This window comes from Oerskovia enterophila (genome assembly GCF_001692445.1).
In the GTDB taxonomy this organism is placed as follows: Bacteria; Actinomycetota; Actinomycetes; order Actinomycetales; family Cellulomonadaceae; genus Oerskovia; species Oerskovia enterophila.
The window spans coordinates 52,155-75,916 of sequence record NZ_MAQA01000013.1; the positions used below are offsets into that span (position 1 = coordinate 52,155).

Below are 23,762 nucleotides of genomic sequence, written 5' to 3' on the forward strand. Positions count from 1 at the left end.
ACCGCGAACGGTCACCCGGGTTTCGCGGTGCCCGCGGGTCGAGGCGCCCGACGACGACGCCGCACCCGCCCCGGTGGCGCGCCTGCGCCGTCGGGCCAGAATGCAGGGGTGAGCCAACCCACACGACCTGACGACCCCCGCCCCACCGGAGGACGGCCCGAGGAACCGGGCTCCCCGCGCTCGGAGCCCCCCCGGTACAAGGAGCTGTGGGTCGAGGGGCCCGACGGGCGCGTGACGCCCGTGTCCCGCCCCGGGGACGGGTCGGGCCGGTGGGCGGACGCCGAGGACTCGCCGGGCAGCAGCGGGAGCCCGGGCAGCGGCGGCGAGACCTCGGGCACCGGCCCGGGCGGCACCCGCTGGTACGAGGTGCGCACGCTCGAGGACTTCGTGAGCGCCGCGGACGCGCTCGGCGTCGGGCTCGCGAGCCAGGTGGGCCGCGGGCACCTGCCGGTCCACGTTCGCCACGTCAAGCACCCCCTGGCGCACGTGGAGCACATCGGGATGGACTGGCTCCTGGTCGTCACGCCCACCGTGTCGTTCTCCGAGGAGGACCGTCAGGTCAGCACGGGCAGCTTCTGCCTCCTCGTGGGCCCCGACGTGGTCGTCACGGTCGAGAAGGGCACCGCGGGCGTCCACGACCGCATGCGTGAGCACCTGACGGGCCCGTCGCACGGACGCAGCACGGGGTTCCGCCACGTCGCGGAGGAGGCCCTGTTCGCGCTCGTGTCCACGTCCTCGGACGTCGAGCTCGCGCTCGGCGACGCGGTCGCCGAGGTCGAGAAGATCGTGTTCGAGACCAGGCGGCGCACCGACCCGGTCCTGCCCATCTACGACCTCAAGCGCGAGATCACCGAGGCCCGTCGCGCGCTGCTGCCCATCACGGCCGAGCTCCCCGAGCTGGTCTCGGGCAGCGCCCGCTCCCGCATCACGTTCGACAAGCGGCTCATGGAGCGCCTCGTGTCGACCGTCGAGCGGATCGACCGCCACCTCGACGCGCACGACGACCTGCTGTCCGACATGCTCTCGGTGCACCTGTCCCAGGTGTCGGTGCGCCAGAACGAGGACATGCGCACGATCAGCGCCTGGGCCGCGATCCTCGTGTTCCCCACGATCGTGGGCGGGATCTACGGCATGAACTTCGACCACATGCCCGAGCTGCACTGGACCCTGGGCTATCCACTGGCCATCGCGATCATGGTGCTCGGCTGCTTCGGGCTCTACGGCGCGTTCAAGAAGGTCGGCTGGATGTAGCGGGTCAGGCGAGCGGCTGGAGCACACCGACCGTGAGCAGGACCACGACGACCGCCGCGAGCACGAGCCGGTAGATCACGAACGGCTTGTAGCTGAACGTCGAGACGATCTTGAGGAACGCGATGATCACGAGGTAGCCCACGACGAACGCGACCAGGGTCGCGATGAGCGTCGCGCCGAACCCGGGAGAGCCCGGGACGGGCTCGCCCGTGACCGACTTGGCGAGCTGGTAGAACCCCGAGCCCAGGACCGCGGGGATCGCGAGCAGGAACGAGTAGCGGGCCGCGGCCTCTCGCGTGAAGCCCATGAGCAGGCCCGCCGTGATGGTGCCGCCCGACCGGGACACGCCGGGGACCAGGGCGAGCGCCTGCGCCAGCCCGAACCCGACGGCCTGGCGCGGGGTCAGCTCGTCGAGCGTGCGCGTCTTGGCGCCGACCCGGTCCGCGAACCCGAGGAGCAGGGCGAAGACCGTCAGGGTGAGGGCCGTGATGTACAGGTTGCGCAGCGACGCCTCGATCGCGTCCTGGAACGCCAGGCCCAGGACCACGATGGGGATCGAGCCGAGCGCGATGAACCACGCCATGGCCGCGTGGTGGTCGTGCTTGCCCATGCGGGCGCGCCAGTCGTTGCCGTGGGCGCCGCGCAGCGAGCGCCACCAGGCCGAGCAGATCGTGGCGATGTCGCGCCGGAAGTAGATGATCACGGCGGTCTCGGTACCGATCTGGGTGATCGCGGTGAAGGCCGCCCCCGGGTCGGCCGAGCCGATGAGCTCACCGACGATGCGCAGGTGCGCGCTCGAGGACACCGGCAAGAACTCGGTCAGGCCCTGGACGAGGCCGAGGAGGATCGCTTCCCACGCATTCACGAGCGGTCACGATACCCGCCGTACCACCGCTCCCCAGGACCGACAGGCCTCGCGGGGACGACCGTCGTCGAGCCGTCACGTGCCGGCCGTCTCCAGGACACCGCCCGGACACGTCCGCGCAGAGCGACGGACCTCACCCTGGCGACGCGCGCCACGTCCGGGCGGGGCGCGCCCCTGGCCGGTAATCTGCCGCGCATGGAACTTCGTCAGCTCGGTCGTACCGGCCTGCGCGTCTCCCCCCTGGGCCTCGGGACCATGACGTGGGGCCGCGACACCGACGAGATCGACGCCGCGGAGCAGCTCCGCGACTTCGTCGACGCCGGGGGGAACCTCGTCGACACCGCCGCCTCCTACGGGGGCGGCGACAGCGAGTCGATGATCGGCTCGATCCTCTCGGGCAAGGTCGACCGGCGCGACGTGCTGCTGTGCACCAAGGCAGGCATCCGGACCACTGCCGACGGCAACGCGGTCGACGCCTCGCGCGGCGCGCTGCTCGACTCGCTCGACGCCTCGCTCGAACGCCTGGGCACCGACCACGTCGACCTCTTCCTGGTCCACACGCCCGACCCGCGCACGCCGTTCGCCGAGACGCTCTCCGCGCTGCGGCTCGCGGTCACCACCGGACGTGCGCGCTACGTGGGCCTGTCCAACCACCCGGGGTGGGCCGCCGCTCGGGCCGCCGCGTCGCTCGACGCGCACGGCGACGTCGGGCTCGCCGCGGTCGAGCTCGAGTACTCGCTGCTCCAGCGCGGGATCGAGCGCGACGTCGTGCCTGCTGCGACCGAGATGGGGTTCGGGGTGCTCGCGTGGTCGCCCCTGGGGCGCGGGGTACTCACGGGCAAGTACCGCAGCTCGCTGCCCGCGGACTCGCGCGGTGCGTCCTCGCACCTCGCCGGGTTCGTGCAGCCCTACCTGGACGGCGAGTCGTCGGGGATCGTGGAGGCCGTGGCCACGGCCGCGAACGGCCTGGGCCGCGCGCCCCTGGACGTCGCCCTGGCCTGGCTCCTCGAGCGGCCGGGAGTGTCGAGCGCGATCGTCGGTGCGCGCACCCCTGCGCAGCTGCGCGCGTCGCTCGCGGCCTGCGACCTCGAGCTGCCCGACGCGGTGCACTACGCGCTCGACGACGTCAGCGCCCTGCCGCTCGGGTACCCCGAGCGCTGGTGAAGGTCAGCGGCTGACCCCGTCGGTCAGGTCGACCTGGTCGAGCTCCTCGTCCTGGTCGTCGAAGTCCTGCTCGTCGCCCTCGTCACCCTCGTCGTCCTCGTCGTCTCCGTCGGCTCCGTCGTCTTCACCTTCGTCGTCGTCGTCCTCGGCGAGGTAGAACGGGGTGGCCTCGCCGTGCACCTGGGCGAGCGCCTCGTCGTACACCTCGTAGGCGTCGGCGAGCACGTAGTAGGCGTCGTCGACCGCCGGGTCGTCCTCGCCACGGCGAGCGGCGACCGCGGTGTAGTGGGCCTCGAGGGCCGCGATGAATCGATCGAGAGCGGCGCGCGGGTCAGCGGTCATACCCTGACGGTAGACCTGAGCGAGGCACAATGGCACTCGGAATCCCTCGGCGGGAGGGTGAGGTACGGCTCACCGCTCCCCCGGCTCGGAACGAACGCGTGGACGGTGACGGATGACGAGCACGACCCCTCGGCAGCGGACCGGCTGGGCCGAGAACGGCGGCCAGTACGAGTACCGGGTGCTCACGATCGACCGGTCGGTGAGCCGCCACGACGCGGTCCGCCTCCTGACCGACGAGGCCGAGCACGGGCACTGGGAGCTCGAGCGCACGCGCCTGTACGTGGGCGGTGAGCGGCGCGTGTGGCTGCGCCGCAAGATCATCCGGGTGCGCTCGACCCTCTGAGACTCCCGACCGGCCGCCCCTGCCCGCCGGGCTCGCCGACGGGCAGGGATCGTCGCCTCAGCAGGTCCGCAGCAGGCGGTCCAGGACGCGCACGCCGAACTTCAGGGACGCGACGGGCACGCGCTCGTCGACCCCGTGGAACATGCCCGAGAAGTCCAGGTCCGCGGGGAGCTGGAGCGGGGCGAACCCGTAGCCCGTGATGCCGAGCCGCGCGAGCGACTTGTTGTCGGTCCCGCCCGAGAGCGTGTACGGCAGGACCGTGGCGCCCGGATCCTCGGCGTGCAGCGACGCGATCATGGCGTCGACCAGGTCGCCCTCGAAGGGCACCTCGAGCGAGATGTCGCGGTGGATGGGCTCGATCCGCACGTGCTCGCCCACGAGCCCCTCGATGACCGCGAAGCCCTCGTCCTCGTGGCCCGGCAGCAGGCGCGCGTCGATCGCGGCCTCGGCGCGCCCGGGGATGACGTTGGCCTTGTAGCCGGCACCGAGCTGAGTGGGGTTGGACGTGTGGCGGACGGTCGCGCCGACGAACCGCGAGGCCGGGCCGAGGGCCGCGACGAGCGCGTCGATGCTCGCCTCGTCGCGGGGGTCGTAGGGCAGGTCGGTCAGCTCGGCCACACCGCGCAGCAGCGCGTCGACCGTGGGCGTGATGGTGTACGGCCACTGGTAGGCGCCAATCCGCGCGACCGCGGCCGCGAGGTGCGTCACGGCGTTGTCGGCGTTGACCTGCGAGCCGTGCCCGGCGCGTCCCTCGGCGACGAGCCGGAGCCAGGCGATGCCCTTCTCGGCGGTCTGGAGCAGGTAGGCACGCTTGCCGTCGATGTCGACCGAGAAGCCGCCGACCTCGCTGATGGCCTCGGTCGCGCCCTCGAAGATCTCGGGGCGGTGGTCCACGGCCCAGCTCGCGCCGTACGTGCCGCCGGCCTCCTCGTCGGCGAAGAACGCCACGACGACGTCGCGCGCGGGCTTGCGTCCCTCACGGACCATCTGGCGCACGACCGCGAGGATCATCGCGTCCATGTCCTTCATGTCGACCGCACCGCGCCCCCACAGCAGCCCGTCCTTCTCCTCGCCCGCGAACGGGTCGACCGACCAGTCGGAGGCCTGGGCGGGCACGACGTCGAGGTGCCCGTGCAGGACGAGCGCGGGTCGCGTGGGGTCCTGACCCGGCAGGCGCACGACGACGCTCGCACGCCCCGGCGCGGACTCGAACAGCTCGGGGCTCAGCCCGACCTCGTGGAGCGAGGCCATGACGTACTCGGCCGCGGCCCGCTCGCCCGGGCCGGACCCGTCCCCGAAGTTCGACGTGTCGATGCGCAGCAGGTCCTGGCAGATGCGCGCGACCTCCTCCTCGGCGGTCGGGTGGGCCGGGGGGTTCGCGGAGTGGGCGTGGCTCGTCATGGCCACACCGTACCCGGTGGGTTCGCCGCCCTCGAAGCGTTCGCGAGGTGTCTCGCCCCGCGAACGCACGAGCGCCCGGGATGTGGTCAGACCTCAGCCGTGGTGTCCCTCGCCGGTGAGCGGCGAGCGCCGCGGACCGGTCCCGCCGCGGGGCGCATCGTCGGACGCGGATGCGTGACCGCCCTCGTGCCCGACGTCGTCGCTCACCCCGGGCAGCACGTCGCCCGGGGCGGGACGCCCCGCCGTACCGGGGGCTGCCGCCGGGTCGACGACCACGAACTGCCCCATCATCCCCTGGTCCTCGTGGCGGAGCAGGTGGCAGTGGAACATGTAGGGGTGCTCGGCGTCGGGCGTGGTGCCGAACGTGACCAGGAGCCGGGTGATCCTGCCGGGGCGGACGTAGACGGTGTCCTGCCACCCGTCGAGCTCGAGGGGTGGTGCCTCGCCCGAGACGTCGAGCACCTGGAACTGGGCGTCGTGGACGTGGAAGTTGTGCGGCGAGTCGTCGAGGCTCGTGACCTCCCAGACCTCGGTCGCGCCGGCGTCGACGACCTCGTCGATCCGGCGCAGGTCCATGTCCTGGCCGTTGATCGAGGTGCCCGAGAGCTCGAAGCGGCGCGTGACGCTCGCGCTCGCCGCATCGGCGGCAGGAAGGCTCGCAAGGCGCGCGGGCACGGGCTCCGAGGGCGTGAGCCGGTCGGCCGCGCGCAGCTCGAGCACGTCGAGGGTGTCGTCGCCGCCCGCGAAGCGCGCGGTGAAGGCGTTCGCGCCGAGCTCCTGCGGGAAGCTGCGCAGCACGGGCCGTTCACCGGGGGCCAGACCGACGACGATCTCGGCCCGGTCGCCCGGCGAGAGCTGGAGGCGGTCGGTCGTGACGGGCGCGTCGAGCAGGCCGCCGTCCGAGCCGACCACCTGGAACGCGCGGCCGTCGTCGAACCCGAAGTCGTAGACGCGCGCGTTGGACCCGTTGAGCAGGCGCAGCCGGACCTGCTCGGTCGTGACGTCGAGGTAGGGGTTCGCCGTCCCGTTGACCAGGACCACCGAGCCGCGCACGCCCGTGCTCGACAGGAAGGGGTCGGCGTCGTCGAGCCTGCCGTCGGGGTGGAACTTCTTGTCCTGGACCACGAGGGGCACGTCGTCGACCCCGTACTCGTGCGGCAGGGCGTCCTGGACCGCGGCCTCGGGCGAACCCGCGGGCTCGTCGAGCAGGAACAGGCCGGCCAGGCCACGGTAGACGTGGTCGGCCGTGCGTCCGTGCAGGTGCGGGTGGTACCAGAGCGTCGCCGCGGGCTGGGCGATCGTCCACGTCGGGGACCACGTCTGCCCGGGGTCGACCTGCTGGTGCGGCCCGCCGTCCATGACCGCGGGCAGCTTCATGCCGTGCCAGTGCAGCGTGCTCGTCTCGGACATCGAGTTCGTCACGTCGATGCGGACCTGCTCGCCGCGGGTCGCGCGCAGCGTCGGCCCCAGGAACGTCCCGTCGACACCGAGCGTCGGGGTGAGCCCGCCCTGCCCCAGGTCGGTCTCGCCCTCCTGCAGGTCGAGCGAGAACACGCGGACCCCGTCCTCGAGGCTCGACCCGGCGAGCGGCGGGATCGCGAGCGGGCGCGTGAACTCGACCTCGCCAGCGGTCGAGGTCGCCCCCCGGGAGAACGCCAGCGCGACGCCCGCGGCGATCCCGCCGACGACGAGGGCGACGAGCGCCACCACGACGACGACCCAGCGGCGCCGACGGCGAGGCACGGGCCGGGTGGGCCCGGCGCCCTCCGCGGGGGTCGCGGGGGTCGCGGCGTCGTCGTCAGGCAGGACGGTCATGTCGGTCGCAGGGCTCCCAGGTCAGGTCGGTGCGGACGGCCCCGCTCTCGGCGGGCCGCCGGGGCGGCTCGCCTCCAGGCTAGGGAGGGCACGCCGTCGGGCACATCGGGGGTCTCCCCCACCCCTGCCCTGAACCGACCCTGGCTCGCTCCGGGCGCCCGGGCGCCGAGGTGGACCCGTGCGTGGGTCCACCTCGGCGCAGCGGGGACGACTACGCGTCGAGCCCGCGACGCGTCAGGAGCGGGGCGATCTCCGGGTCGCGGCCGCGTAGGTCCGCGAACGCGACCATGGGGTCGACCGAGCCGCCGCGCGCGAGCAGCTTCTTGCGGAACGCGTCGCCGTTGGCTCGGTTCAGGCCGCCGTTCTCCTCGAACCAGGTCACGGTGTCGGCGTCGAGCACCTCGGACCAGATGTAGGAGTAGTAGCCGGCCGAGTAGCCGCCGCCGAACACGTGGTTGAAGTACGTCGTGCGGTAGCGGGGCGGCACGGGCGCGAACCCGACGCCGGCCGCGTCGAGCGCCGCGGCCTCGAAGGGCAGGACCTCGTCGACGCTCGTGGGGACCTGCTCGGGGGCGAGCTGGTGCCAGGCCTGGTCCAGCAGCGCGGCCGCGAGGTACTCGGTCGTCCCGAAGCCCTCGTTGAACAGGCGCGAGGCCAGCATGGTCTCCACCCACGCGGCAGGCATGGGCTCGCCCGTGACGTGGTGGACCGCGTAGGACGTGAGGATCGTGGGCTCCCAGGCCCACATCTCGTTGACCTGCGAGGGGTACTCGACGAAGTCGCGCGGCACCTCGGTGCCCGACTGCGACGGGTAGCGCACGTCCGAGAACAGCCCGTGCAGCGCGTGGCCGAACTCGTGGAAGAGCGTGATGACCTCGTCCCACACGAGCAGCGTGGGCTCGCCCGCCGGGGGCTTGACGATGTTGAGGTTGTTCACGACGACGGGCGGCTGGTCGAGCAGGTGGTTCTGGTCGACCAGGTTGTTCATCCACGCGCCGCCACGCTTGGACTCGCGCGTGTAGAAGTCCGCCAGGAACAGCCCGAGCCCCTGGTCCTGCTCGCCGACCGGGCCGTCGAAGACCTCGAACACGCGGACGTCGGGGTGGTAGCCCACCAGGTCGGAGCGCTCGGCGAACGAGATGCCGTAGAGCAGGTTCGCGGCCTTGAACACGCCGTCGGTCACGACGCGGTCGAGCTCGAGGTAGGGACGCAGCGCGGCGTCGTCGAGCGAGTAGCGCTCCTTGCGGACCTGCTCGGCGAGGTAGGCCCAGTCGGACGCGCGCAGCTCGGCGTCGTCGCCTGCCTCGCGGGCGAGCGCGACCTCGAGGTCGCCGGCCTCGCGGCGCGCGTTGGCGACCGCGGCCGGGGCCAGGCGCGAGAGCATCGCGTTGACGGCACCGGTCGTCTTGGCCGTGGCGTCCTCGGCGATGTACGCCGCGTGGTGGTCGTACCCGAGGAGGCGGGCGTGCTCGGCGCGCAGGCGCGCGAGGTCGATCACGATCTGGCGCGTGTCGTTGTCGTCGCCCGTCGCGCCGCGCGTCATGGACGCCTGCTGGACGCGCTCCCGGGTCTCGCGGCGCGCGAGCGACGCGATGACGCCCTGCTGCGTGGGCAGCTGCATCTCGAGGAGGTACTTGCCCTCGTGCCCGCGGGTCGCGGCCGCTGCGGCCGCCGCGGCGATCGCGTCCTCGGGCAGGCCCTCGAGCTCGGCTGCGTCGTCGACCAGGACGCTCGCGGCGTTGGCGCCCGCGAGCAGCTTGCGACCGAACGCAGCCTCGAGCGAGGTCAGCTTCCCGTTGAGGTCGCGCAGGCGGTCCTGGTCCGCAGCGTCGAGCTCGATGCCCGAGCGGCGGAAGTCGACGAGCAGCGTGTGCAGGAGCCAGGCCGTGTCGGCCTCGAGCGTGAGGTCGCCCGCGTCGACGGCGTCCTGGAGCGCACGGACGCGTGCGTACAGGCGGGCGTCCATGTAGATCGCGTCGTGGTGCGCCGAGAGCTCGGGAGCGATGGTCTCCTCGATGTCCTCGAGTCCCGGCGTCGAGTCGGAGCTCGCGACGTTGTAGAAGACCGTGACCGCACGGGTCAGGAGCCGGCCCGCGGACTCGAGGGCCTCGAGCGTGTTGGCGACCGTGGGCGCCTCGGGGTTGGTGACGATCCCCTCGATCTCCGCGCGCTCGGCGTCCATGCCGGCGCGCAGAGCGGGGAGGTAGTGCTCCTCGCGGATCGTCGTGAAGTCGGGGAGCTGGTACGGGAGGGTGGACGCCGCGGCGAAGGGGTTGGCCGGGTCGAGGGTGCTCGTCATGCGTCCTATCTTCGCCCGACGCGCGCCGTGGTCACGACACCCTTCCCGGCGTGGTCGCCCTCGACCGTGCGCCGACCGTCCGCCCGGACCCGCTCGTCACGCCCGTGGCGCCGGCTCCCCCGCACCCGCGTCCGCCCCCACGCGGTCCCCTGCCTCGGCGGACGGCCACGGCTCGACCGGCTCGCGCGGGTCGCCAGCGAGGAGGGTGCCGATCCACGCGTCGCGGCGCACGCCCCGCTGGACGCCGAAGCCCCGCACCGTCCCCTCGACCCGGAAACCGAGCCGCCACGCGACGCGACGCGAGGCCCAGTTGCCCGTGAACGCGGTCCAGACCATGCGCGCGAGCCCGAGCCCCTCGTCGTCGAACGCCCAGTCGGTCACGATCCGCCCGGCCTCCGTCATGAGTCCCTCGCCGCGCGCCTCAGGTGCGAGCCAGTACCCGATCTCGGCCGACTTCTCGGGGGTGGGCGAGGTGTCCATCGCGAGCCCCACCATGCCGAGGACCGGCCCCTCGGGGGCATCTGGTCGGCGGACCGCCCACGTGTTCCCACGGCCGGTGCGCCACGACTCGGGCACGACCTCCTCGATGAACGCCGCCGCGTCCGCCCGCGTGTACGGGCTGGGCACGGTGGTCCAGGCGGCGATCTCCGCGCCCTGGCAGAGCTCGGTGATGCGGTCCACGTCCGCGGCGGTGGGCATCGCGAGGTGGACGTGCTCGTTGGACAGGACGAAAGGCTCCATCCGGACAGCATGCCACTCGGCGTCCGGGGCCGACAGGGCCCTGTCCGCCCGGGCGACCGGGGCCCCGGCGCGCCGCGCACCGGGGTGGTCCTCGCCGTGCTCCGCTGTGATCCCTGACGCCCAGGTCACTCCCCCAGGACGTCCTCGGTGCGCGTCCAGGGCAGGCCGAGCGCCGCGCCCACCTGCTCGTTGACCAGGGTCCCGGTCACGGTCGACAGCCCGTTGCGCAGCAACGGGACCGTCCGCAGCGCTCGCGTCCCGCCGTCGGCGAGGAGCGCGAGGTAGGGCAGCGTCGCGCTCGTCAGGGCGTGCGTGCTGGTCACGGGGACCGCGCCCGGCATGTTCGCGACGCAGTAGAACGTCGAGCCGTGCACCTGGAACGTGGGGTCGTCGTGGGTCGTGGGCCGGGTGTCCTCGAAGCAGCCGCCCTGGTCGACCGCGATGTCGACGAGGACCGACCCCGGCCGCATGCGCGCCACGAGGTCGTTCGTCACGAGCCGCGGCGCCCGGGCCCCCGCGACGAGGACCGCGCCGATCACGAGGTCGGCCCCGAGCACCTCCTGCTCGATCGCGTACGCGCTCGACGCCACGGTCCGCACGTGGCCCGCGAACTCCTGGTCGAGCGCTCGCAGGACGGGCAGCGACAGGTCGAGGATCGTGACCTCGGCGCGCATCCCGACCGCGATCTCGGCCGCGTGCCGGCCGGCGGTCCCGCCGCCGAGGATCACGACCCGCCCCGGCCTGCTCCCGGGCACGCCGCCGAGCAGCACGCCCGAGCCGCCCGCGGGACGCATCAGGTGATAGGCCCCGACCTGCGTCGCCATGCGCCCGGCCACCTCGCTCATGGGCGCGAGCAGCGGGAGCGTGCCGTCGGGCGCCTGGGCGGTCTCGTAGGCGACCGCGGTCGTCCCCGCGTCGAGCAGCGCAGCCGTGCCGAGGGGGTCGGCGGCCAGGTGCAGGTACGCGAAGAGCAGCAGGTCGTCGCGCAGGAGCGGGTACTCGCTGGGCACGGGCTCCTTGACCTTGCACACGAGCTCGGCGCGCCCCCAGACCTCCTCGGCCGTGCTCACCAGGCGCGCGCCGGCGCCCGCGAACTCCTCGTCGGAGATGGCCGACCCTCGCCCCGCCCCGGCCTGGACCAGGACCTCGTGCCCCGCGGCGACCAGGTGATGGGCGCCCGCCGGGGTGAGCGCGACGCGGAACTCGTTGTTCTTGACCTCGGCTGGAATCCCGATCCTCATGCCGTCAGCGTGTCGCGTGCCGGCCGATCACGCGCGCCGAGCGCCCGAGCGACAAGGGCCGGGGGCATGGCATCGCGTGGGGCACCGCGTCCCGCCGTCCCCTGCCGGCCCGACGGCGGAGCGCACCGTCGCGGGGAAGGTGCGCTCCGCCGTCGGGCCGGGCTGGGGACGACCCCAGGCCCGGCCCTGGGCGAGGACGCCCCGGTGCGCGACGACCCGTGAGCCGGTCAGTCGCCCTTGACGTTGACGATCTGCCGCAGCGTGTGACGCACCTCGACGAGGTCCGCCGCGTCCTGCATGACCCGGTCGATCGACTTGTACGCCGCCGGGATCTCGTCGATGAACGCGTCGGTGTCGCGGTACTCGATGCCCGCCATGGCCTCGCGCAGCTGCTCGTGCGTGAAGGTCTTGCGCGCCTTGCTCCGCGAGTACTCCCGTCCCGCGCCGTGCGGCGCGGAGTCGAGCGCGAGCGGGTTCCCCTTGCCCACGACGACGTACGACGCGGTGCCCATGGACCCCGGGATGAGCCCCGGGTCCCCCTCGCGGGCACGGATGGCCCCCTTGCGGGAGACCCACACGTCCTTGTTGAAGTGGTGCTCGCGCTCGGTGAAGTTGTGGTGGCAGTTGATGCGCTCGGCCTCCTCGACCGGGGCGAGCCCCGACCAGGCGTCGAACGCGGCCACGACGCGGTCCATCATCTCCTCACGGTTGAGCAGCGCGAAGTGCTGGGCCCACCGCAGCTCGCGGACGTACGCCCAGAACTCGTCGGTGCCCTCGACGAGGTACGCGAGGTCCTTGTCCGGCAGGTCGATCCAGTACCGGGTCATGAGCCCGCGCGCGACCGCGATGTGGTGCTGCGCGATCTTGTTGCCGACCCCGCGCGACCCCGAGTGCAGGAAGAACCAGACCCGGTCCTCCTCGTCGAGGCTGACCTCGATGAAGTGGTTCCCGGACCCCAGCGACCCGAGCTGCAGGCGCCAGCTCCCCGCGTACCGTGCGGGGTCGAAGCCCGCCTTGTCCGCGAGCGTCTCGAGCTCGGCCACACGCGCCTCGGCCGTCTCGGTCAGGCGCTGGTTGTAGGAGCCGGCGCTCGTGGGCACGGCCTTCTCGATCGCGAGCCGCAGGTCGCGCAGCGCTGGCCCGGCGACGTCGCCGGCCGTGTACTGGGTCCGGACCGCGACCATGCCGCACCCGATGTCGACGCCGACCGCGGCGGGGATGATCGAGCGCAGCGTGGGGATGACCGAGCCGACGGTCGCGCCCAGGCCCAGGTGGGCGTCGGGCATGAGGGCCAGGTGCGGGTAGACGAAGGGCATGGTCGAGGTGCGCTCGGCCTGCTCGCGGGCGCCGTCGTCGAGGATCGAGGCCCAGCTCCAGAGGGTCGTGGTCAGGCGGGTCGCCGCGTTCTTCGCGGTCGCCCGGGTGTTCGTGCTCATGGCGAGAACAGTGGCAGGTCGCCGCGAACGGCGGCGACTGATTTGCGCGACGAGCCCGGGTGCCGTGGCCGCACGGCGGGGCTAGCGTCGGAGCGTGCCCACCTGGACGAACCCCGGCCTGCTCGAGTTCGACGCCGTCATCACCCGGTCCTCCGAGCGCGGCGCGGGGTCGTTCGTCGCGTTCCCGGGCGACGTCTCCGAGCTGTTCGGGGCCAGGGGGCGTGTCCCGGTCGCGACGACGATCGACGGCGTCCCGTACCGCGGCTCGCTGGTCACGTACGGCGGGCCGCACCTGCTGGGCGTCCTCAAGGCGGTCCAGGAGCAGATCGGCAAGGGGCCGGGCGACACCGTGCACGTGCGCCTCGAGCTCGACGACGCGCCCCGCGTGGTCGCCCTGGCCCCCGACGTCGAGGCCGCCCTCGCGGCCGGCGGCGTGCTCGACGCGTTCCGGGCGATGTCGTACTCGCACCAGCGCGAGTACGCGGCGTGGGTCGAGGACGCCAAGCGCCCCGCGACGCGGGTGTCGCGCATCGACCGGACGGTCGAGCGGGTGCGGGCGGGGCTCCGCCTCAAGTAGGCGGGCTGTCCGCACGGGGTGGGCTGCGTCGTCGGGCTGGGCTTCCTGGTCGCTGCCCGACGACGGCACGCACCTCAGGCGTCGGCCGTCGCCTCCTTGCCGTTGGTGCTCCCTCCGTTCGAGGAGCGCTCACGCCCGGACAGCGCGATCTCCTTGGCCGTGGGGATCTCGTCCTCCATGGGCGGGTCCTTGCGGCGCAGCTTGCTGAAGACCGCCCAGGCGACCGCGACGAGAGGGACCGAGACCACGGCGCCCAGGATGCCCGCGATGAACGTTCCCGACGTGACCGCGAGCGCGACCACGACGGGGTGCAGCGAGACCTGCTTGCCCATGACCAGCGGCTGGAGGATGTGGCCCTCGAACTGCCCGATGAGCGCGATGAAGATTCCCACGAGGGCCGCGTTGACGACGCCGTTGGCCGCCAGCGCGACCACCATGGCGATGACCATGGCCGCGGGCGCACCGATGAGCGGGATGAACGCGCCGATGAACACCAGGACCGCGAGCGGCGCCGCGAGGGGGACCCCCAGCACGACGAGCACGATCGCGGCGAGGATCCCGTCCGCCAGCGCGATGATGACCGTCCCGCGGGCGTATCCCGAGAACGTGTACCAGCCCGCCCCGCCGGCCACGGTCCACGTCTCGCGCGACCGCGCGGGGAGCTGGTTGAGGAACCAGGTCCACATGTCCTTGCCCCGGGCCAGGAAGAAGATGGTGCAGAAGATCGCGAGCGCGAGGACCGCGAAGGCCTCGAACACCGAGCCGGCGCTCGCCGCAGCCTGGCTCGCGATGTCGCCGCCGTGCTCGGTGATCCACTTGCGGCCGTTCTCGATCCAGGTGTCGACGTCGTCGGACGTGATCGTCACGGGCAGCGGGCCGTGCTCCAGGAAGTCGAAGATCTTCTCGATGCCGGTGTTGAACTGGCCGGCCAGCTTGTCCCACTGCCCCGCGACCGAGGTGATGACGTAGGTCAGCAGGCCTCCCAGCACCAGGAACGCCGAGAGCAGCGCGAGAGCGGTGGCGAGCCCGCGCGGCATGATCTTCGCGTACCAGTCGGTCACCGGGCGCAGGACCGAGGTGATGACCAGGGCCAGGAAGACCGCGATGAACACGATCTGCACCTGGGCGGTCGCGTAGAAGATCACGCCGATGCCCGCGATCAGCAGCAGGAGCCGCCAGGACCACCCCGCGCTCGTGCGCAGCCAGGCCGGGACGGTGTCGTCGTAGCCGACGACCGACGGGTTCCGCCGTGCTCCCGCGACCTTGCGCGCCGCGGGACTGGCGCCGGCCAGGTGCTTGACCGAGGCCGAAGGACGATCACCCCCGCTCCCCACGCTCGACGACGAGGCGCCGTCCTGTCGTGCGTCCTTGTCCTCGGCCACGAGCACCCCATCCCACTGACGATCCGGTTGGTGAAACCAGCCCTGACCTGCACCGACCGGTGCCCGGGGACCAGGGTCGCTCCCCAGTCTGCCCCACGGACCCGATGCACGCTTGGTGCCCGAAACGTGTTATGTTTTTCCCCGCAAGGCCCCCGGCGGGAACGCCGGGACCTGACACCTGTCCGGGTGGCGGAATGGCAGACGCGCTAGCTTGAGGTGCTAGTGCCCTTTATCGGGCGTGGGGGTTCAAGTCCCCCTCCGGACACTCGTTGAGACAGCGAACCGCGAAGCGGACCAGGGAAACCTCGGTCCGCTTCGTTGTGCGGGACCCGGTGGAAGCACCGGCAGCAGGACACAGCATGACACCCGTCCGGGTGGCGGAATGGCAGACGCGCTAGCTTGAGGTGCTAGTGCCCTTTATCGGGCGTGGGGGTTCAAGTCCCCCTCCGGACACTCGTTGAGACAGCGAACAGCGGAGCGGGTCCAGGGCAACCTGGGCCCGCTTCGCTGTTTCTGCCCGCCCCCCTGGCCCGGCCCTTCACCCGCGACGACGGGCCTTTCCACCCTCCGTGCACGGGCCCCGGCTCGCCCGGACCGACTAGGCTGTGGACTCGATCCGCGCCGCGGTCACGACCGGAGAAGAGGGCTTGTGAGGCACACCAGCAACCGAACGCACGGCCGTTCCGGCGGCGGCGCCATCTCCGCGGCCTTCGGGGTGCTGGGCGAGCTGCTGATCACCCTCGGCGTGATCTTCGGCCTGTTCGTCGTGTGGCAGCTGTGGTGGACCACGGTCCAGTCGAACCAGGCCGCGCAGACCATCATGACCCAGTTCCAGGAGACCCTTCCGGAGGCCCCGCAGGTCGCGGGCGAGCTGCGCACCGACGCACCGCCCGTCCCGGAGGCCGTGGCAGAGGGCGAGACCATCGGCGCACTCGTCGTCCCCGCCTGGTACGGCAAGACCGACAACACCATGCCGATCGTCGAGGGCACGGCGACCCGACTGCTCAACAAGGCCGTCGCCGGCCACTACACGCAGACCCAGCAGGTCGGCGAGGTCGGCAACTTCGCGCTCGCCGGGCACCGTCGCACCTATGGCAACTCGTTCCGCTTCGTCAACGAGCTCGTCGAGGGCGACCAGGTCATCGTCGAGACCGCGACCACCTGGTACGTGTACGAGGTCACGGGCCACGAGATCGTGCTCCCGAGCCAGGTCGACGTCATCGCCCCCGTACCGAACCAGCCAGGCGTCGAGCCCACCGAGCGGCTCCTGACCCTCACGACGTGCCACTCCCCCACCCTGGGAGAGTTCGGCAACTCCCACCGCTGGATCACCTACGCGAAGTTCGTCGGCTGGATGGACCGTGCCGACGGCATGCCCGAGCAAGTCCTCAACGACCCAGGAGTGCAGTGATGTACGGGTGGATCTTCCGGCACCTGCCGGGCAACCGCTTCGCCAAGGTCGTCCAGTCGCTGATCCTGGTCGCGGCCGTGGTGCTCGTGCTGTTCACGTGGGTGTTCCCGTGGGTCGCCGAGACGTTCAACGTCAACGGCGACCCGAACTTCGACTAGAGCGGCTATCGCCGGACGCGGCACCGACTCGTCGGGTCAACAGGGCACGGGTCGCCTCTGAGCCGCGGCTCAGTCGAGGCAGAACTCGTTGCCCTCGACGTCCTGCATCACGATGCAGGACTCCTCGTCCTCGTCGGCCGGCAGCAGGCGTACGCGGGTCGCGCCGAGCGCGACCAGCCGCGCACACTCGGCCTCGAGCGTGGCGAGGCGCTCGGCGCCCACGAGCCCGGTGCCGACCCGCACGTCGAGGTGCACGCGGTTCTTGACGACCTTGCCCTCGGGGACGCGTTGGAAGTAGAGACGCGGCCCCACACCCGTGGGGTCCTGGCAGACGAACGCGGCCCCTCGGTCCGCGGGCGGCAGAGAGCCGGCGAAGTCCTCCCAGGTGGCGAACCCCTCGGGTGGCGGCGGGACCACGTATCCCAGCACCGCGCACCAGAAGCGGGCGACGCGCTCGGGATCCGCACAGTCGAAGGTGACCTGGAACTGCTTGACCTCTGCCATCGGGCCACGATATCCACGCGTCCTTCGTCGAGCACGGCCGATCGCCTCGCGACACGCCAGCGGCACGCCACTGGCACGAGCCGGGACCGTCACCCGACGGCGGGCACCACGGGCGCGCGCCGGCGTTCTCGCCGCAGACGCCGCTCCGTCCGCTCGTCCCGCGTGTAGGCCGCGGCGTCCCTGCTCGAGAGCGTGAGCAGCACGAGGATGTCGAGCGCCACGGTCAGCAGCGTGGTGCGGAGCGTGATCTGGTCCCCCGACACAGCCCACCCCACGAACGAGGACGTGGTGCTGATCGCTGCCAGCACCATGACCAGGGCACGCGCCCAGGTCCGGCCTTTGAAGACCCGCCAGGCCAGGAAGAGCTGGAACAGGGCGACGAGCGAGAGGATCACCACGACCACGACCAGCAGGGGGCCCGACGCCTCGTCGATGTCCTGCTGCGTCACGTCGCCGCCCAGGAACAACGACCTCAGCGTCTGGTCCCAGTGCAGCGCGAGGTTCGCGAGCCAGATCATGTCCGCGACGACGCCCAGCACGACGAGCAGCGCGCCGGCCGTCGTGGCGGCCGGGCGGCGAGGCTTCTGCGCGGCGCGGTCCGCGACTCGTTCGGCAGGCGCCGCCACCGCCCGGACGTCGACCACGGGCAGGTCGCCGTCGGTCCTGATCGCGTCGCCCCCGCCGTTGCGCGCGTGATAGCCCGTCGAGAAGTCCTCGATGACCTCGACCTCGACGCCGACGTCGGCGCCCTCGAGCGTGGCCACGACGTGGTCGCGCTCCTGGTCGGTGTCCGCCTCGATCTTGTGCGTGACCTGGAGCGTGAAGAGCGAGAAGCCCACGGACCGGTCGTAGGTCCCGGCCGCGAGCCAGTCGACACGACGCCCACCTGGCAGCGGCCAGTCGGGCGGGCACCGCCAGAACCGGATGTGGTGCCGTCGCGACGGGTTGCCCTCGACCTCCTGCTGGTACGCGAAGTCCTGCTGACGCCCGAACAGGAACAACGGGCTCACGGGAGCCTGGTCGTAGCTGCGCCTGCTCAGGGTCGCCGCGACGATCCGCCCGCTCGAGGCCAGCGTGACGTCGTCCGCGACCGTCCACCCCGCGGCCTCCATCGCGGCACGCACCTGGCCCTCCTCGCCCAGCAGGGCCAGGTTGACGGGGTCGCCCAGCAGGCCGTTCGCGGTCCGGGTGCGACCGATGAAGTACTCGGGCACGTAGAGCGTCGTGAGGATGCGGTGCAGGCGTGGCAGGGCCAGGTACGCGATCACGAGCCACACCGCGACAACGTAGAGGACCGTGAACCAGCCGATGTGGATCGACTCGCTCAGCACGAGCCACGCGAGCCACACCGAGGCGAGGCCCGCGAAGACGAAGAAGAAGCCGTCTCCGAGCTCGACGAGCCGGTGGCTCACGCGGCGCCGCGGCGCCGGGCCGGTGGCCGGGACCACGGGGCCGACCGCGTCGGGTGCGCTCTGGCGGGTCACGATCCCACCCTAGGGCGCAGGGCGGGAACGGGCCGGGCGAGCGCTACCCCACCATCTCCAGGAACTCCGCGGGCGTCACGATGCGCACCCCGAGGTCCGTGGCCTTGACGTACTTGCTCGAGGTCGAGGGCTCCGAGACGAGCAGGCTCGTCGCGGACGACACCGACGAGGACGCCTTGCCGCCGTTGGCCTCGACGAGCTCGGCGACCGTGGTCCGCGAGTAGCCGGGGACGGCGCCCGACACCACGACGGTCATGCCCGCGAGCGGCAGGGCCACCGTGTCCTCCGGGTCCGGCGCGGTGCCCGTGTGGACCCCCGCGGCCGCCAGTCGTCCGAGGACCCCTCGGGCTTCGAGGTCGTCGAGCCCTTCACGGATCGCTGCTGCCCGGATGGGTCCGATCCCGTCCACGGCCGCCAGGTCCTGGGCGGTCGCGGCGCGCAGCAGGTCGAGCGTGGGGATGGCCGCCGCGAGGCGTCGTCCCATGGTCCGCCCGGTCATGCGGATGCCCAGCGCCGTGATGACCCGGTTCCAGGCCGCCCCCTTGGCCCGCTCGATCTCCGCGGCGATCTTGACGGCGTTCTTGGCACCGAGCATGCGGCCCTCGCCGAGCGGCAGCGACGTGAGGGTCTCGACGTCGAGCGAGAAGAGGTCCGCCACGTCCGCGACCAGACCCTGCTCCACGAGCGACTCGACGATCTCCGTGCCGATGCCCTCGATGTCCAGGGCGTCACGGCTCACGGCGTACCGGATCGTCGCGCCGACCGACAGGCTCGGGTCGGTCGAGCGCCACAGCAGCGTGCTCTTGTCCCACTCGCCGCCGTTCGGGTCGGTCGCGGGCGGGGTCCAGGGCGTCGAGTCGGCCGGACGCTCGTCCAGGACCACGGACTCGATGTACGGGATCACGTCGTTGGCCCGCTTGATGACGACCGTGTCCCCGACGCGCACGTCCTTCTCGAGCATCCAGGTCGCGTTGTGCCCGGTCGCGAACGTGATGGTCGTGCCGCCCACGAACACGGGCTCGACCTCGACGCGGATCGCGAGACGCCCCGTGCGACCGACCCCGGTCGTGATCGCCACGACCCGGGTCACGGCGGTCTCGGCCTCGTACTTGTACGCGACCGACCACCGCGGGGTGCGCGATCCGGAGCCGAGCCGGGCGCGGTCCTCGTCGAGGTCCGCCTTGACGACGATCCCGTCGATGGGGAACCCGAGGTCCGGACGGCGCTCGGCGAGCGCGGCCACGGCCGAGCGCACCGCGACCGTGCCCGGCTCCCCGGTCAGGACCACGGGCTCGCCGCCCGCGAGCCACGGGGCCAGCGCGCGGGCCGTGCCGATCCCGGCCTGCTCGACCACCGTGAGCCGGGCGCTGTACGACGGGTCTGCGACGGTCGCCGGGGAGCCGTGCACGGGCACCACGTCGTACGCGGCGAACGTCAGGAGCCCCGCGTAGGCCGCGTCGCCCTTGCGCAGGATGCCCGCGGCGGCGTTGCGCGGGTTGACGAACGGTGCCCCGCCCAGCGCGGCCCGGGCGGTCTGCGCCGCGGGGAACCGGGCGTCGGCCATGAACACCTCGCCCCGCACCTCGACCGAGAGGTCCGCGCCCACGAGCCGCACGGGCAGCCCGTCGATCTCGAGCCGTCGGACCCGCTCGGTCACGTCCTCGCCGGTGCGTCCGTCGCCGCGCGTGGCGACCAGGTCGAGGCCTCCGGCGCGGTAGAGCGCCCGGATCGCGAGCCCGTCGAGCTTGGGCTCGACGACGACCGGGCCGTCGATCGCGAGCACCAGGGCGTCGAGCGCGTCGAGCGTGGGTGCCTTGTCGAGCGAACCCATCATCGTGGGGTGCTCGACGTCGCCTCCCACGGACTGGCCCGCTGCCACGGCGTCGAGCAGGTCGGCGAACTGCCCCGCGAGCGAGGGGTCGGAGGCCACGGCGATGCGCAGCTGCTCGATGCCCGAGTCGTACTCGGCGTCCGACATCCTGAGCTCGTCGGTGTCGTAGTAGGCGCCGGCGGCGGCGCGCAGGCTCTCGGCCAGCGCGGTCAGGTCGGTGTCGCTCATCTGCATGCCCTTCGCGTGTGCGTGCTCGCACCCTCGTGCCGGGCCGGTCGGCCCGCGGGGTGCAGTCTTGCGCACGCCACCCACGCGCGCCGGTCGCCGCTCCTCCCGGAGGGCCGCGCGCCCGACGGGCCGGGTCAGACCGAGCAGTCGCAGACCGGGTTGAACTCGACGACCTGGTCGCCGAGCTCGGGGTGCGCCCAGGCGAGCCGCCCGTTGGCGAACAGGACCCCGGCCTCGATCTGGTCGCGCACGTCGTCGTCCGCGCCGCTCGTCGTCTCGGGTCCGGCCGCTCCCCCGTCAGGCGTCCGACGGCGCACGTCGTCGTCCGCCGGGTCCTGGTCCGGCGTGTCGAGGTCCGGTGCGGTGTGCGTCGTGGTGCTCATGGTGCGTCCCTCCCGAGGGCCGAGGCTTCCTCCAGTATGGCTCCGGTCGCGAGGCGTCAGTAGGCCGTGTGCGTCCAGAGGTGGAACAGCGCGTAGGCCCGGACGGGCGCCCAGACCTCGGCCGTCCGCGCGGCCGCACGTGCGTCGATCCCGCCGAGCGCCTTGCGGAGCACGAGGTCCCCCGGGACGAACCCGTCGCGGTCCCCCAGGACCTTGACCGAGAGGTAGTCGACGGTCCACGGCCCCACCCCCGGCAGGGCGAGCAGCCGCGCGCGGGTGTCCGCGAGCGCCGCGGGGTCGTCCGCGACGTGGGGCCCGAGCACGAGCCCGTCCGCGCAGGCCGCGGCGAGCGCGAGCAGCGTGCGGGTCCGGGCGCCCGTGATCCCGACGGCGGACTGCAGCTCCGCGGCCTGCGCGCCGGCGAGCGTGTCCGGGTCGGGGAACAGGCGCAGGCCGTCTGCGCCCGCGACGTCGCCCTCACGGCCGTAGGCTCCCGCGAGCCGCCCCGCGAAGGTCCGGCACGCCGCGAGCGAGACCTGCTGGCCCAGGACGGTCGTGACCGCGGCCTCGAACCCGGACGGGTGCCCGACGACGCGCAGTCCCGGCCGTTCGGTGAGCAGGGGCGCGAGCACCGGGTCGGCGCCCAGGACCGTGTGCACGGTCGCGAGGTCGGCGTCCGCGTCGAACCACCGGGCGACCAGAGCACAGACCTCGTCGGCGCCCGGCCCACTCCCCCGCACACCGATCTCCTCGGGCGTCAGCCGCACCGTCACGGCAACGGCTCCCTCGCTCGTCTCGACGAGCCGGGTCACCTCGCCGCGGTCGACGCCGGAGCGGTCGACCCGGTCGACGCCGGGCACGGCGTGCGCGACGAGCGTCGCGAGCGCCGAGGCCGCGTCGAAGGGCCGGACCACGGGGACGTGGCGCGTCCAGGACCCTGCCCTGTCCGCGGGCGCGCCGGCCTGCGGGGCCGTCGTGACGCCGTCGGGCAGGGGGGTCACGCCGCGCTCTCCAGGGCGAGCAGCAGGCGCTTGGCCTCCGCGCCCCCCGCGTAGCTGCCGCTCGTGCCGTCCGAGCGCACGACCCGGTGGCACGGGACCACGAGCGGCAGCGGGTTCTTGGCGCACGCGGTCCCCACGGCCCGCACGGCGCGCGGGCTGCCCGCCGCCACCGCGACCTGGGCGTAGGACGCAGTGCGCCCGTAGCCGATGTCGCGCAGGTGGGTTAGCACCTCGCGCCGGAAGGGTCCCGAGGCCATGCTCAGGTCGAGCGGGAGGTCGAACGCGCGGCGCTCGCCCGCGAAGTACTCGTCGATCTCGGTCGCGAGCCGGTCCAGGCGCCCGGGGGCGCGCAGGACGCGCGGGCTCACGGTGCGGGCGATGCGGTCGAGCACGGCGTCGTGCCCCTCGACGTCGAACGCGATGCGCACCACGCCCTGGTCGGTCGCGGCGAGCAGGAGCGTGCCCACGGGCGTGTCGAGCGTGCGGTAGGCGACGTCGAGCAGGCCCGACGACGCAGCGTCGGCCGCGAGGCGGTCGTGCAGCCGCGAGAGCGCGGCCCGGGAGTCGTCGTCGGGCGCGGCGCCGCGGTCGAGGTCCCTCCCGAGGGAGGCGAGCAGGTCGGTCGGACGGGGCGAGGTGTCGCTCATGAGGCACTTCCCTTCGAGGTGCGGGCGGGCGAGGGGGCCGGTGACGAGGAGCGGGCGGCCGGATACGTGCGCCGCAGCGTCGCCATGCCGTCCGAGGCGGCGCGACGTGCGGCCTCCGCGCTGCCTCCGAGGATCGACGCGACCTCCTGGTACGGCAGGCCGGCGACGTGGTGGTAGGCCACGGCCTGCCGCTGCTTGGGCGGCAGGGCCGCGAGCGCCCGCCACAGGTCGTCGTCGCCCTGGTCGATGCGTCGCCCGGGGATCCCGTCGCGGCTGGGCTCGTGGAGCAGGTCGGCGACGTCGGGCACCGCGATCGGAGCGCGGGCGCGCCGCCGGGTGACGTCGATCGCCTTGCGGTGCGCGATCGTCACGAGCCAGGCCTCGACGTTGGCCCCCTCGTCGAGGCGCGGGTAGGCCGTGAGGGCGGACAGGAAGGTCTCGGACCAGGCGTCGTCGGCGTCCACGGGGCCGAGGACCGCGCGGCACACGCGCAGGACCGTGGCGCCGTGCTCGGCGACGACGCGTTCGAAGGGCTTCACGTCCGGTAGACGCACCGCACGCCCAGGACGTGAGGTGACCTGTGCCGCAGGACGCGAGAGGCCATCAGAACAGCCGGCTGGCTCGGGTCTCGTCGGACTCCTCGAGGGCGAGCAGGAACTGCTTGCGCTCGATCCCGCCCGCGTACCCGGTCAGGCTGCCGTCGGCGCCGATGACCCGGTGGCAGGGCACGACGATGCTCAGCGGGTTCTGGCCGTTGGCCGACCCGACCGCGCGGGCCAGGTTCCTGTCGCCGAGCGCGAGCGCGAGGTCCCCGTAGGAACGCGTCTCGCCGTAGGGGATCTGGGCGAGCAGCGCCCAGACCTTCTTCTGGAAGCCGTCGCCGACCGGGGCGAGCTCGAGGTCGAACGCGCGTCGCGTGCCGGCGAAGTACTCGCCGACCTGGACGCGGACCTCCTCGAACGCGTCGTCGTCGCGCTCGCCGAACGTCTCGCCCGTGGGGCGACGCTTGTGGGCGTCGAAGTACAGGGCCCGGAGCCCGTCCGCGCCCCCGATCGCCGTGAGGTCGCCCACGGGCGAGCCGAAGACCGCGTGGCGCACGGTCCGCCCCGGGCGAGCGGGTTCGGACGGCTCCGGGCGTTCCAGCAGATGCGACAACGGTGTGCCTCCGGTCCGGTGCGTGCGTGCAGGCCTGGTGTCGGTGTGTCCCATGCACTGTAGACGCCAGGGTCTGACAGGACGTGAGGTCGGGTGTGGGTGC

General features: G+C 72.9%; 23 protein-coding genes and 2 tRNA genes. 8 read left to right on the forward strand and 17 right to left on the reverse strand.

What is annotated here, in order from left to right; all coding sequences use genetic code 11:
* Nucleotides 1-108 precede the first annotated feature (108 nt).
* Nucleotides 109-1,251 (forward strand): CorA family divalent cation transporter, encoded by a 1,143-nt coding sequence (locus tag OERS_RS07285; RefSeq protein ID WP_139107738.1) that lies wholly within the window; start codon nucleotides 109-111, stop codon nucleotides 1,249-1,251.
* Between the two features lie 4 nt (nucleotides 1,252-1,255).
* Here OERS_RS07285 and OERS_RS07290 read toward each other — a convergent pair whose 3' ends face one another.
* A complete protein-coding gene (locus tag OERS_RS07290) occupies nucleotides 1,256-2,116 on the reverse strand; it encodes an undecaprenyl-diphosphate phosphatase (protein ID WP_068625286.1) in 861 nt (286 codons plus the stop codon).
* Nucleotides 2,117-2,311: 195 nt separating this feature from the next.
* On the opposite strand from OERS_RS07290, the gene OERS_RS07295 reads away from it, so the two are divergent.
* Nucleotides 2,312-3,280, forward strand: coding sequence for an aldo/keto reductase (locus tag OERS_RS07295; protein WP_068625287.1), 969 nt, complete (start codon nucleotides 2,312-2,314; stop codon nucleotides 3,278-3,280).
* A gap of 3 nt (nucleotides 3,281-3,283) precedes the next feature.
* Here the strand turns inward: OERS_RS07295 and OERS_RS07300 are convergent, their stop codons facing one another.
* A complete protein-coding gene (locus OERS_RS07300) occupies nucleotides 3,284-3,622 on the reverse strand; it encodes a primosomal protein (protein WP_068625288.1) in 339 nt (112 codons plus the stop codon).
* A 112-nt stretch (nucleotides 3,623-3,734) separates the two neighbouring features.
* Between OERS_RS07300 and OERS_RS07305 the strand changes: the two genes are divergently transcribed.
* Nucleotides 3,735-3,965 (forward strand): DUF5703 family protein, encoded by a 231-nt coding sequence (locus tag OERS_RS07305; RefSeq protein WP_056646951.1) that lies wholly within the window; start codon nucleotides 3,735-3,737, stop codon nucleotides 3,963-3,965.
* Nucleotides 3,966-4,022: 57 nt separating this feature from the next.
* On the opposite strand, the gene OERS_RS07310 is transcribed toward OERS_RS07305, so the two are convergent.
* From OERS_RS07310 to OERS_RS07335, 6 genes are all read right to left on the reverse strand, one after another.
* Entirely contained in the window at nucleotides 4,023-5,366 is a 1,344-nt protein-coding gene (locus OERS_RS07310; RefSeq protein WP_056647283.1) for a M20/M25/M40 family metallo-hydrolase, read from the reverse strand.
* A 93-nt stretch (nucleotides 5,367-5,459) separates the two neighbouring features.
* Nucleotides 5,460-7,181 carry a multicopper oxidase family protein gene (locus tag OERS_RS07315; protein ID WP_068625289.1) on the reverse strand — a complete coding sequence of 574 codons (1,722 nt, stop codon included), beginning with the start codon at nucleotides 7,179-7,181 and terminating at the stop codon, nucleotides 5,460-5,462.
* Nucleotides 7,182-7,392: 211 nt separating this feature from the next.
* A complete protein-coding gene (locus OERS_RS07320) occupies nucleotides 7,393-9,480 on the reverse strand; it encodes a M3 family metallopeptidase (RefSeq protein WP_056646954.1) in 2,088 nt (695 codons plus the stop codon).
* A 96-nt stretch (nucleotides 9,481-9,576) separates the two neighbouring features.
* Nucleotides 9,577-10,221, reverse strand: a complete 645-nt coding sequence (locus tag OERS_RS07325; RefSeq protein ID WP_068625309.1) for a GNAT family N-acetyltransferase — start codon at nucleotides 10,219-10,221, stop codon at nucleotides 9,577-9,579.
* Between the two features lie 125 nt (nucleotides 10,222-10,346).
* Complete coding sequence (gene ald, locus OERS_RS07330) at nucleotides 10,347-11,462, reverse strand: alanine dehydrogenase (RefSeq protein WP_068625290.1); 1,116 nt, start codon at nucleotides 11,460-11,462, stop codon at nucleotides 10,347-10,349.
* Nucleotides 11,463-11,689: 227 nt separating this feature from the next.
* Nucleotides 11,690-12,898, reverse strand: coding sequence for an RtcB family protein (locus tag OERS_RS07335; protein WP_068625291.1), 1,209 nt, complete (start codon nucleotides 12,896-12,898; stop codon nucleotides 11,690-11,692).
* Nucleotides 12,899-12,992: 94 nt separating this feature from the next.
* Here OERS_RS07335 and OERS_RS07340 point away from each other — a divergent pair, with 94 nt between their 5' ends.
* Nucleotides 12,993-13,475: a YdeI/OmpD-associated family protein gene (locus tag OERS_RS07340; RefSeq protein WP_139107739.1), complete on the forward strand. Its 483-nt coding sequence runs from the start codon at nucleotides 12,993-12,995 to the stop codon at nucleotides 13,473-13,475.
* A 74-nt stretch (nucleotides 13,476-13,549) separates the two neighbouring features.
* Here the strand turns inward: OERS_RS07340 and OERS_RS07345 are convergent, their stop codons facing one another.
* The gene (locus OERS_RS07345) at nucleotides 13,550-14,809 is read right to left on the reverse strand and encodes an AI-2E family transporter (protein ID WP_409365919.1); all 1,260 of its coding nucleotides are present in this window, start codon (nucleotides 14,807-14,809) and stop codon (nucleotides 13,550-13,552) included.
* Between the two features lie 228 nt (nucleotides 14,810-15,037).
* Between OERS_RS07345 and OERS_RS07350 the strand changes: the two genes are divergently transcribed.
* From OERS_RS07350 to OERS_RS21490, 4 genes are all read left to right on the forward strand, one after another.
* A tRNA-Leu gene (locus OERS_RS07350) sits at nucleotides 15,038-15,122 on the forward strand.
* 103 nt (nucleotides 15,123-15,225) lie between these two features.
* Nucleotides 15,226-15,310, forward strand: a tRNA-Leu gene (locus tag OERS_RS07355).
* Nucleotides 15,311-15,506: 196 nt separating this feature from the next.
* Nucleotides 15,507-16,268: a class E sortase gene (locus tag OERS_RS07360; protein WP_068625292.1), complete on the forward strand. Its 762-nt coding sequence runs from the start codon at nucleotides 15,507-15,509 to the stop codon at nucleotides 16,266-16,268.
* Nucleotides 16,268-16,426 carry a hypothetical protein gene (locus tag OERS_RS21490; RefSeq protein WP_169834197.1) on the forward strand — a complete coding sequence of 53 codons (159 nt, stop codon included), beginning with the start codon at nucleotides 16,268-16,270 and terminating at the stop codon, nucleotides 16,424-16,426. Before OERS_RS07360 ends, OERS_RS21490 begins: the two co-directional genes overlap by 1 nt.
* A gap of 69 nt (nucleotides 16,427-16,495) precedes the next feature.
* On the opposite strand, the gene OERS_RS07365 is transcribed toward OERS_RS21490, so the two are convergent.
* The 8 genes from OERS_RS07365 to OERS_RS07400 form a co-directional block, all read right to left on the reverse strand.
* A complete protein-coding gene (locus OERS_RS07365; protein WP_068625293.1) occupies nucleotides 16,496-16,930 on the reverse strand; it encodes a VOC family protein in 435 nt (144 codons plus the stop codon).
* 89 nt (nucleotides 16,931-17,019) lie between these two features.
* Nucleotides 17,020-18,414 carry an LssY C-terminal domain-containing protein gene (locus OERS_RS07370; protein WP_068625294.1) on the reverse strand — a complete coding sequence of 465 codons (1,395 nt, stop codon included), beginning with the start codon at nucleotides 18,412-18,414 and terminating at the stop codon, nucleotides 17,020-17,022.
* A gap of 43 nt (nucleotides 18,415-18,457) precedes the next feature.
* Entirely contained in the window at nucleotides 18,458-20,473 is a 2,016-nt protein-coding gene (ligA, locus tag OERS_RS07375) for an NAD-dependent DNA ligase LigA (protein ID WP_068625311.1), read from the reverse strand.
* A gap of 134 nt (nucleotides 20,474-20,607) precedes the next feature.
* Complete coding sequence (locus OERS_RS07380; RefSeq protein WP_211268450.1) at nucleotides 20,608-20,856, reverse strand: hypothetical protein; 249 nt, start codon at nucleotides 20,854-20,856, stop codon at nucleotides 20,608-20,610.
* Between the two features lie 56 nt (nucleotides 20,857-20,912).
* Entirely contained in the window at nucleotides 20,913-21,857 is a 945-nt protein-coding gene (locus OERS_RS07385; protein WP_248948437.1) for a DNA-3-methyladenine glycosylase family protein, read from the reverse strand.
* Nucleotides 21,854-22,504, reverse strand: a complete 651-nt coding sequence (locus tag OERS_RS07390; protein ID WP_082618587.1) for a methylated-DNA--[protein]-cysteine S-methyltransferase — start codon at nucleotides 22,502-22,504, stop codon at nucleotides 21,854-21,856. Before OERS_RS07390 ends, OERS_RS07385 begins: the two co-directional genes overlap by 4 nt.
* Nucleotides 22,501-23,043: an RNA polymerase sigma factor gene (locus OERS_RS07395; RefSeq protein ID WP_068625295.1), complete on the reverse strand. Its 543-nt coding sequence runs from the start codon at nucleotides 23,041-23,043 to the stop codon at nucleotides 22,501-22,503. Before OERS_RS07395 ends, OERS_RS07390 begins: the two co-directional genes overlap by 4 nt.
* A 64-nt stretch (nucleotides 23,044-23,107) precedes the next feature.
* Nucleotides 23,108-23,602, reverse strand: a complete 495-nt coding sequence (locus tag OERS_RS07400) for a methylated-DNA--[protein]-cysteine S-methyltransferase (protein ID WP_056646977.1) — start codon at nucleotides 23,600-23,602, stop codon at nucleotides 23,108-23,110.
* Between the last annotated feature and the right edge of the window lie 160 nt (nucleotides 23,603-23,762).

Bases quoted from the DNA above. Each gene is read 5' to 3' on its own strand.
- OERS_RS07335 (WP_068625291.1), bottom strand. From the start codon at position 12,898: ATGAGCACGAACACCCGGGCGACCGCGAAGAACGCGGCGACCCGCCTG.
- OERS_RS07325 (WP_068625309.1), bottom strand. From the start codon at position 10,221: ATGGAGCCTTTCGTCCTGTCCAACGAGCACGTCCACCTCGCGATGCCC.
- ald (WP_068625290.1), bottom strand. From the start codon at position 11,462: ATGAGGATCGGGATTCCAGCCGAGGTCAAGAACAACGAGTTCCGCGTC.
- OERS_RS07380 (WP_211268450.1), bottom strand. From the start codon at position 20,856: ATGAGCACCACGACGCACACCGCACCGGACCTCGACACGCCGGACCAG.
- OERS_RS21490 (WP_169834197.1), top strand. From the start codon at position 16,268: ATGTACGGGTGGATCTTCCGGCACCTGCCGGGCAACCGCTTCGCCAAG.
- OERS_RS07390 (WP_082618587.1), bottom strand. From the start codon at position 22,504: ATGAGCGACACCTCGCCCCGTCCGACCGACCTGCTCGCCTCCCTCGGG.
- OERS_RS07295 (WP_068625287.1), top strand. From the start codon at position 2,312: ATGGAACTTCGTCAGCTCGGTCGTACCGGCCTGCGCGTCTCCCCCCTG.
- OERS_RS07320 (WP_056646954.1), bottom strand. From the start codon at position 9,480: ATGACGAGCACCCTCGACCCGGCCAACCCCTTCGCCGCGGCGTCCACC.
- OERS_RS07315 (WP_068625289.1), bottom strand. From the start codon at position 7,181: ATGACCGTCCTGCCTGACGACGACGCCGCGACCCCCGCGACCCCCGCG.
- ligA (WP_068625311.1), bottom strand. From the start codon at position 20,473: ATGAGCGACACCGACCTGACCGCGCTGGCCGAGAGCCTGCGCGCCGCC.
- OERS_RS07305 (WP_056646951.1), top strand. From the start codon at position 3,735: ATGACGAGCACGACCCCTCGGCAGCGGACCGGCTGGGCCGAGAACGGC.
- OERS_RS07300 (WP_068625288.1), bottom strand. From the start codon at position 3,622: ATGACCGCTGACCCGCGCGCCGCTCTCGATCGATTCATCGCGGCCCTC.
- OERS_RS07365 (WP_068625293.1), bottom strand. From the start codon at position 16,930: ATGGCAGAGGTCAAGCAGTTCCAGGTCACCTTCGACTGTGCGGATCCC.
- OERS_RS07310 (WP_056647283.1), bottom strand. From the start codon at position 5,366: ATGACGAGCCACGCCCACTCCGCGAACCCCCCGGCCCACCCGACCGCC.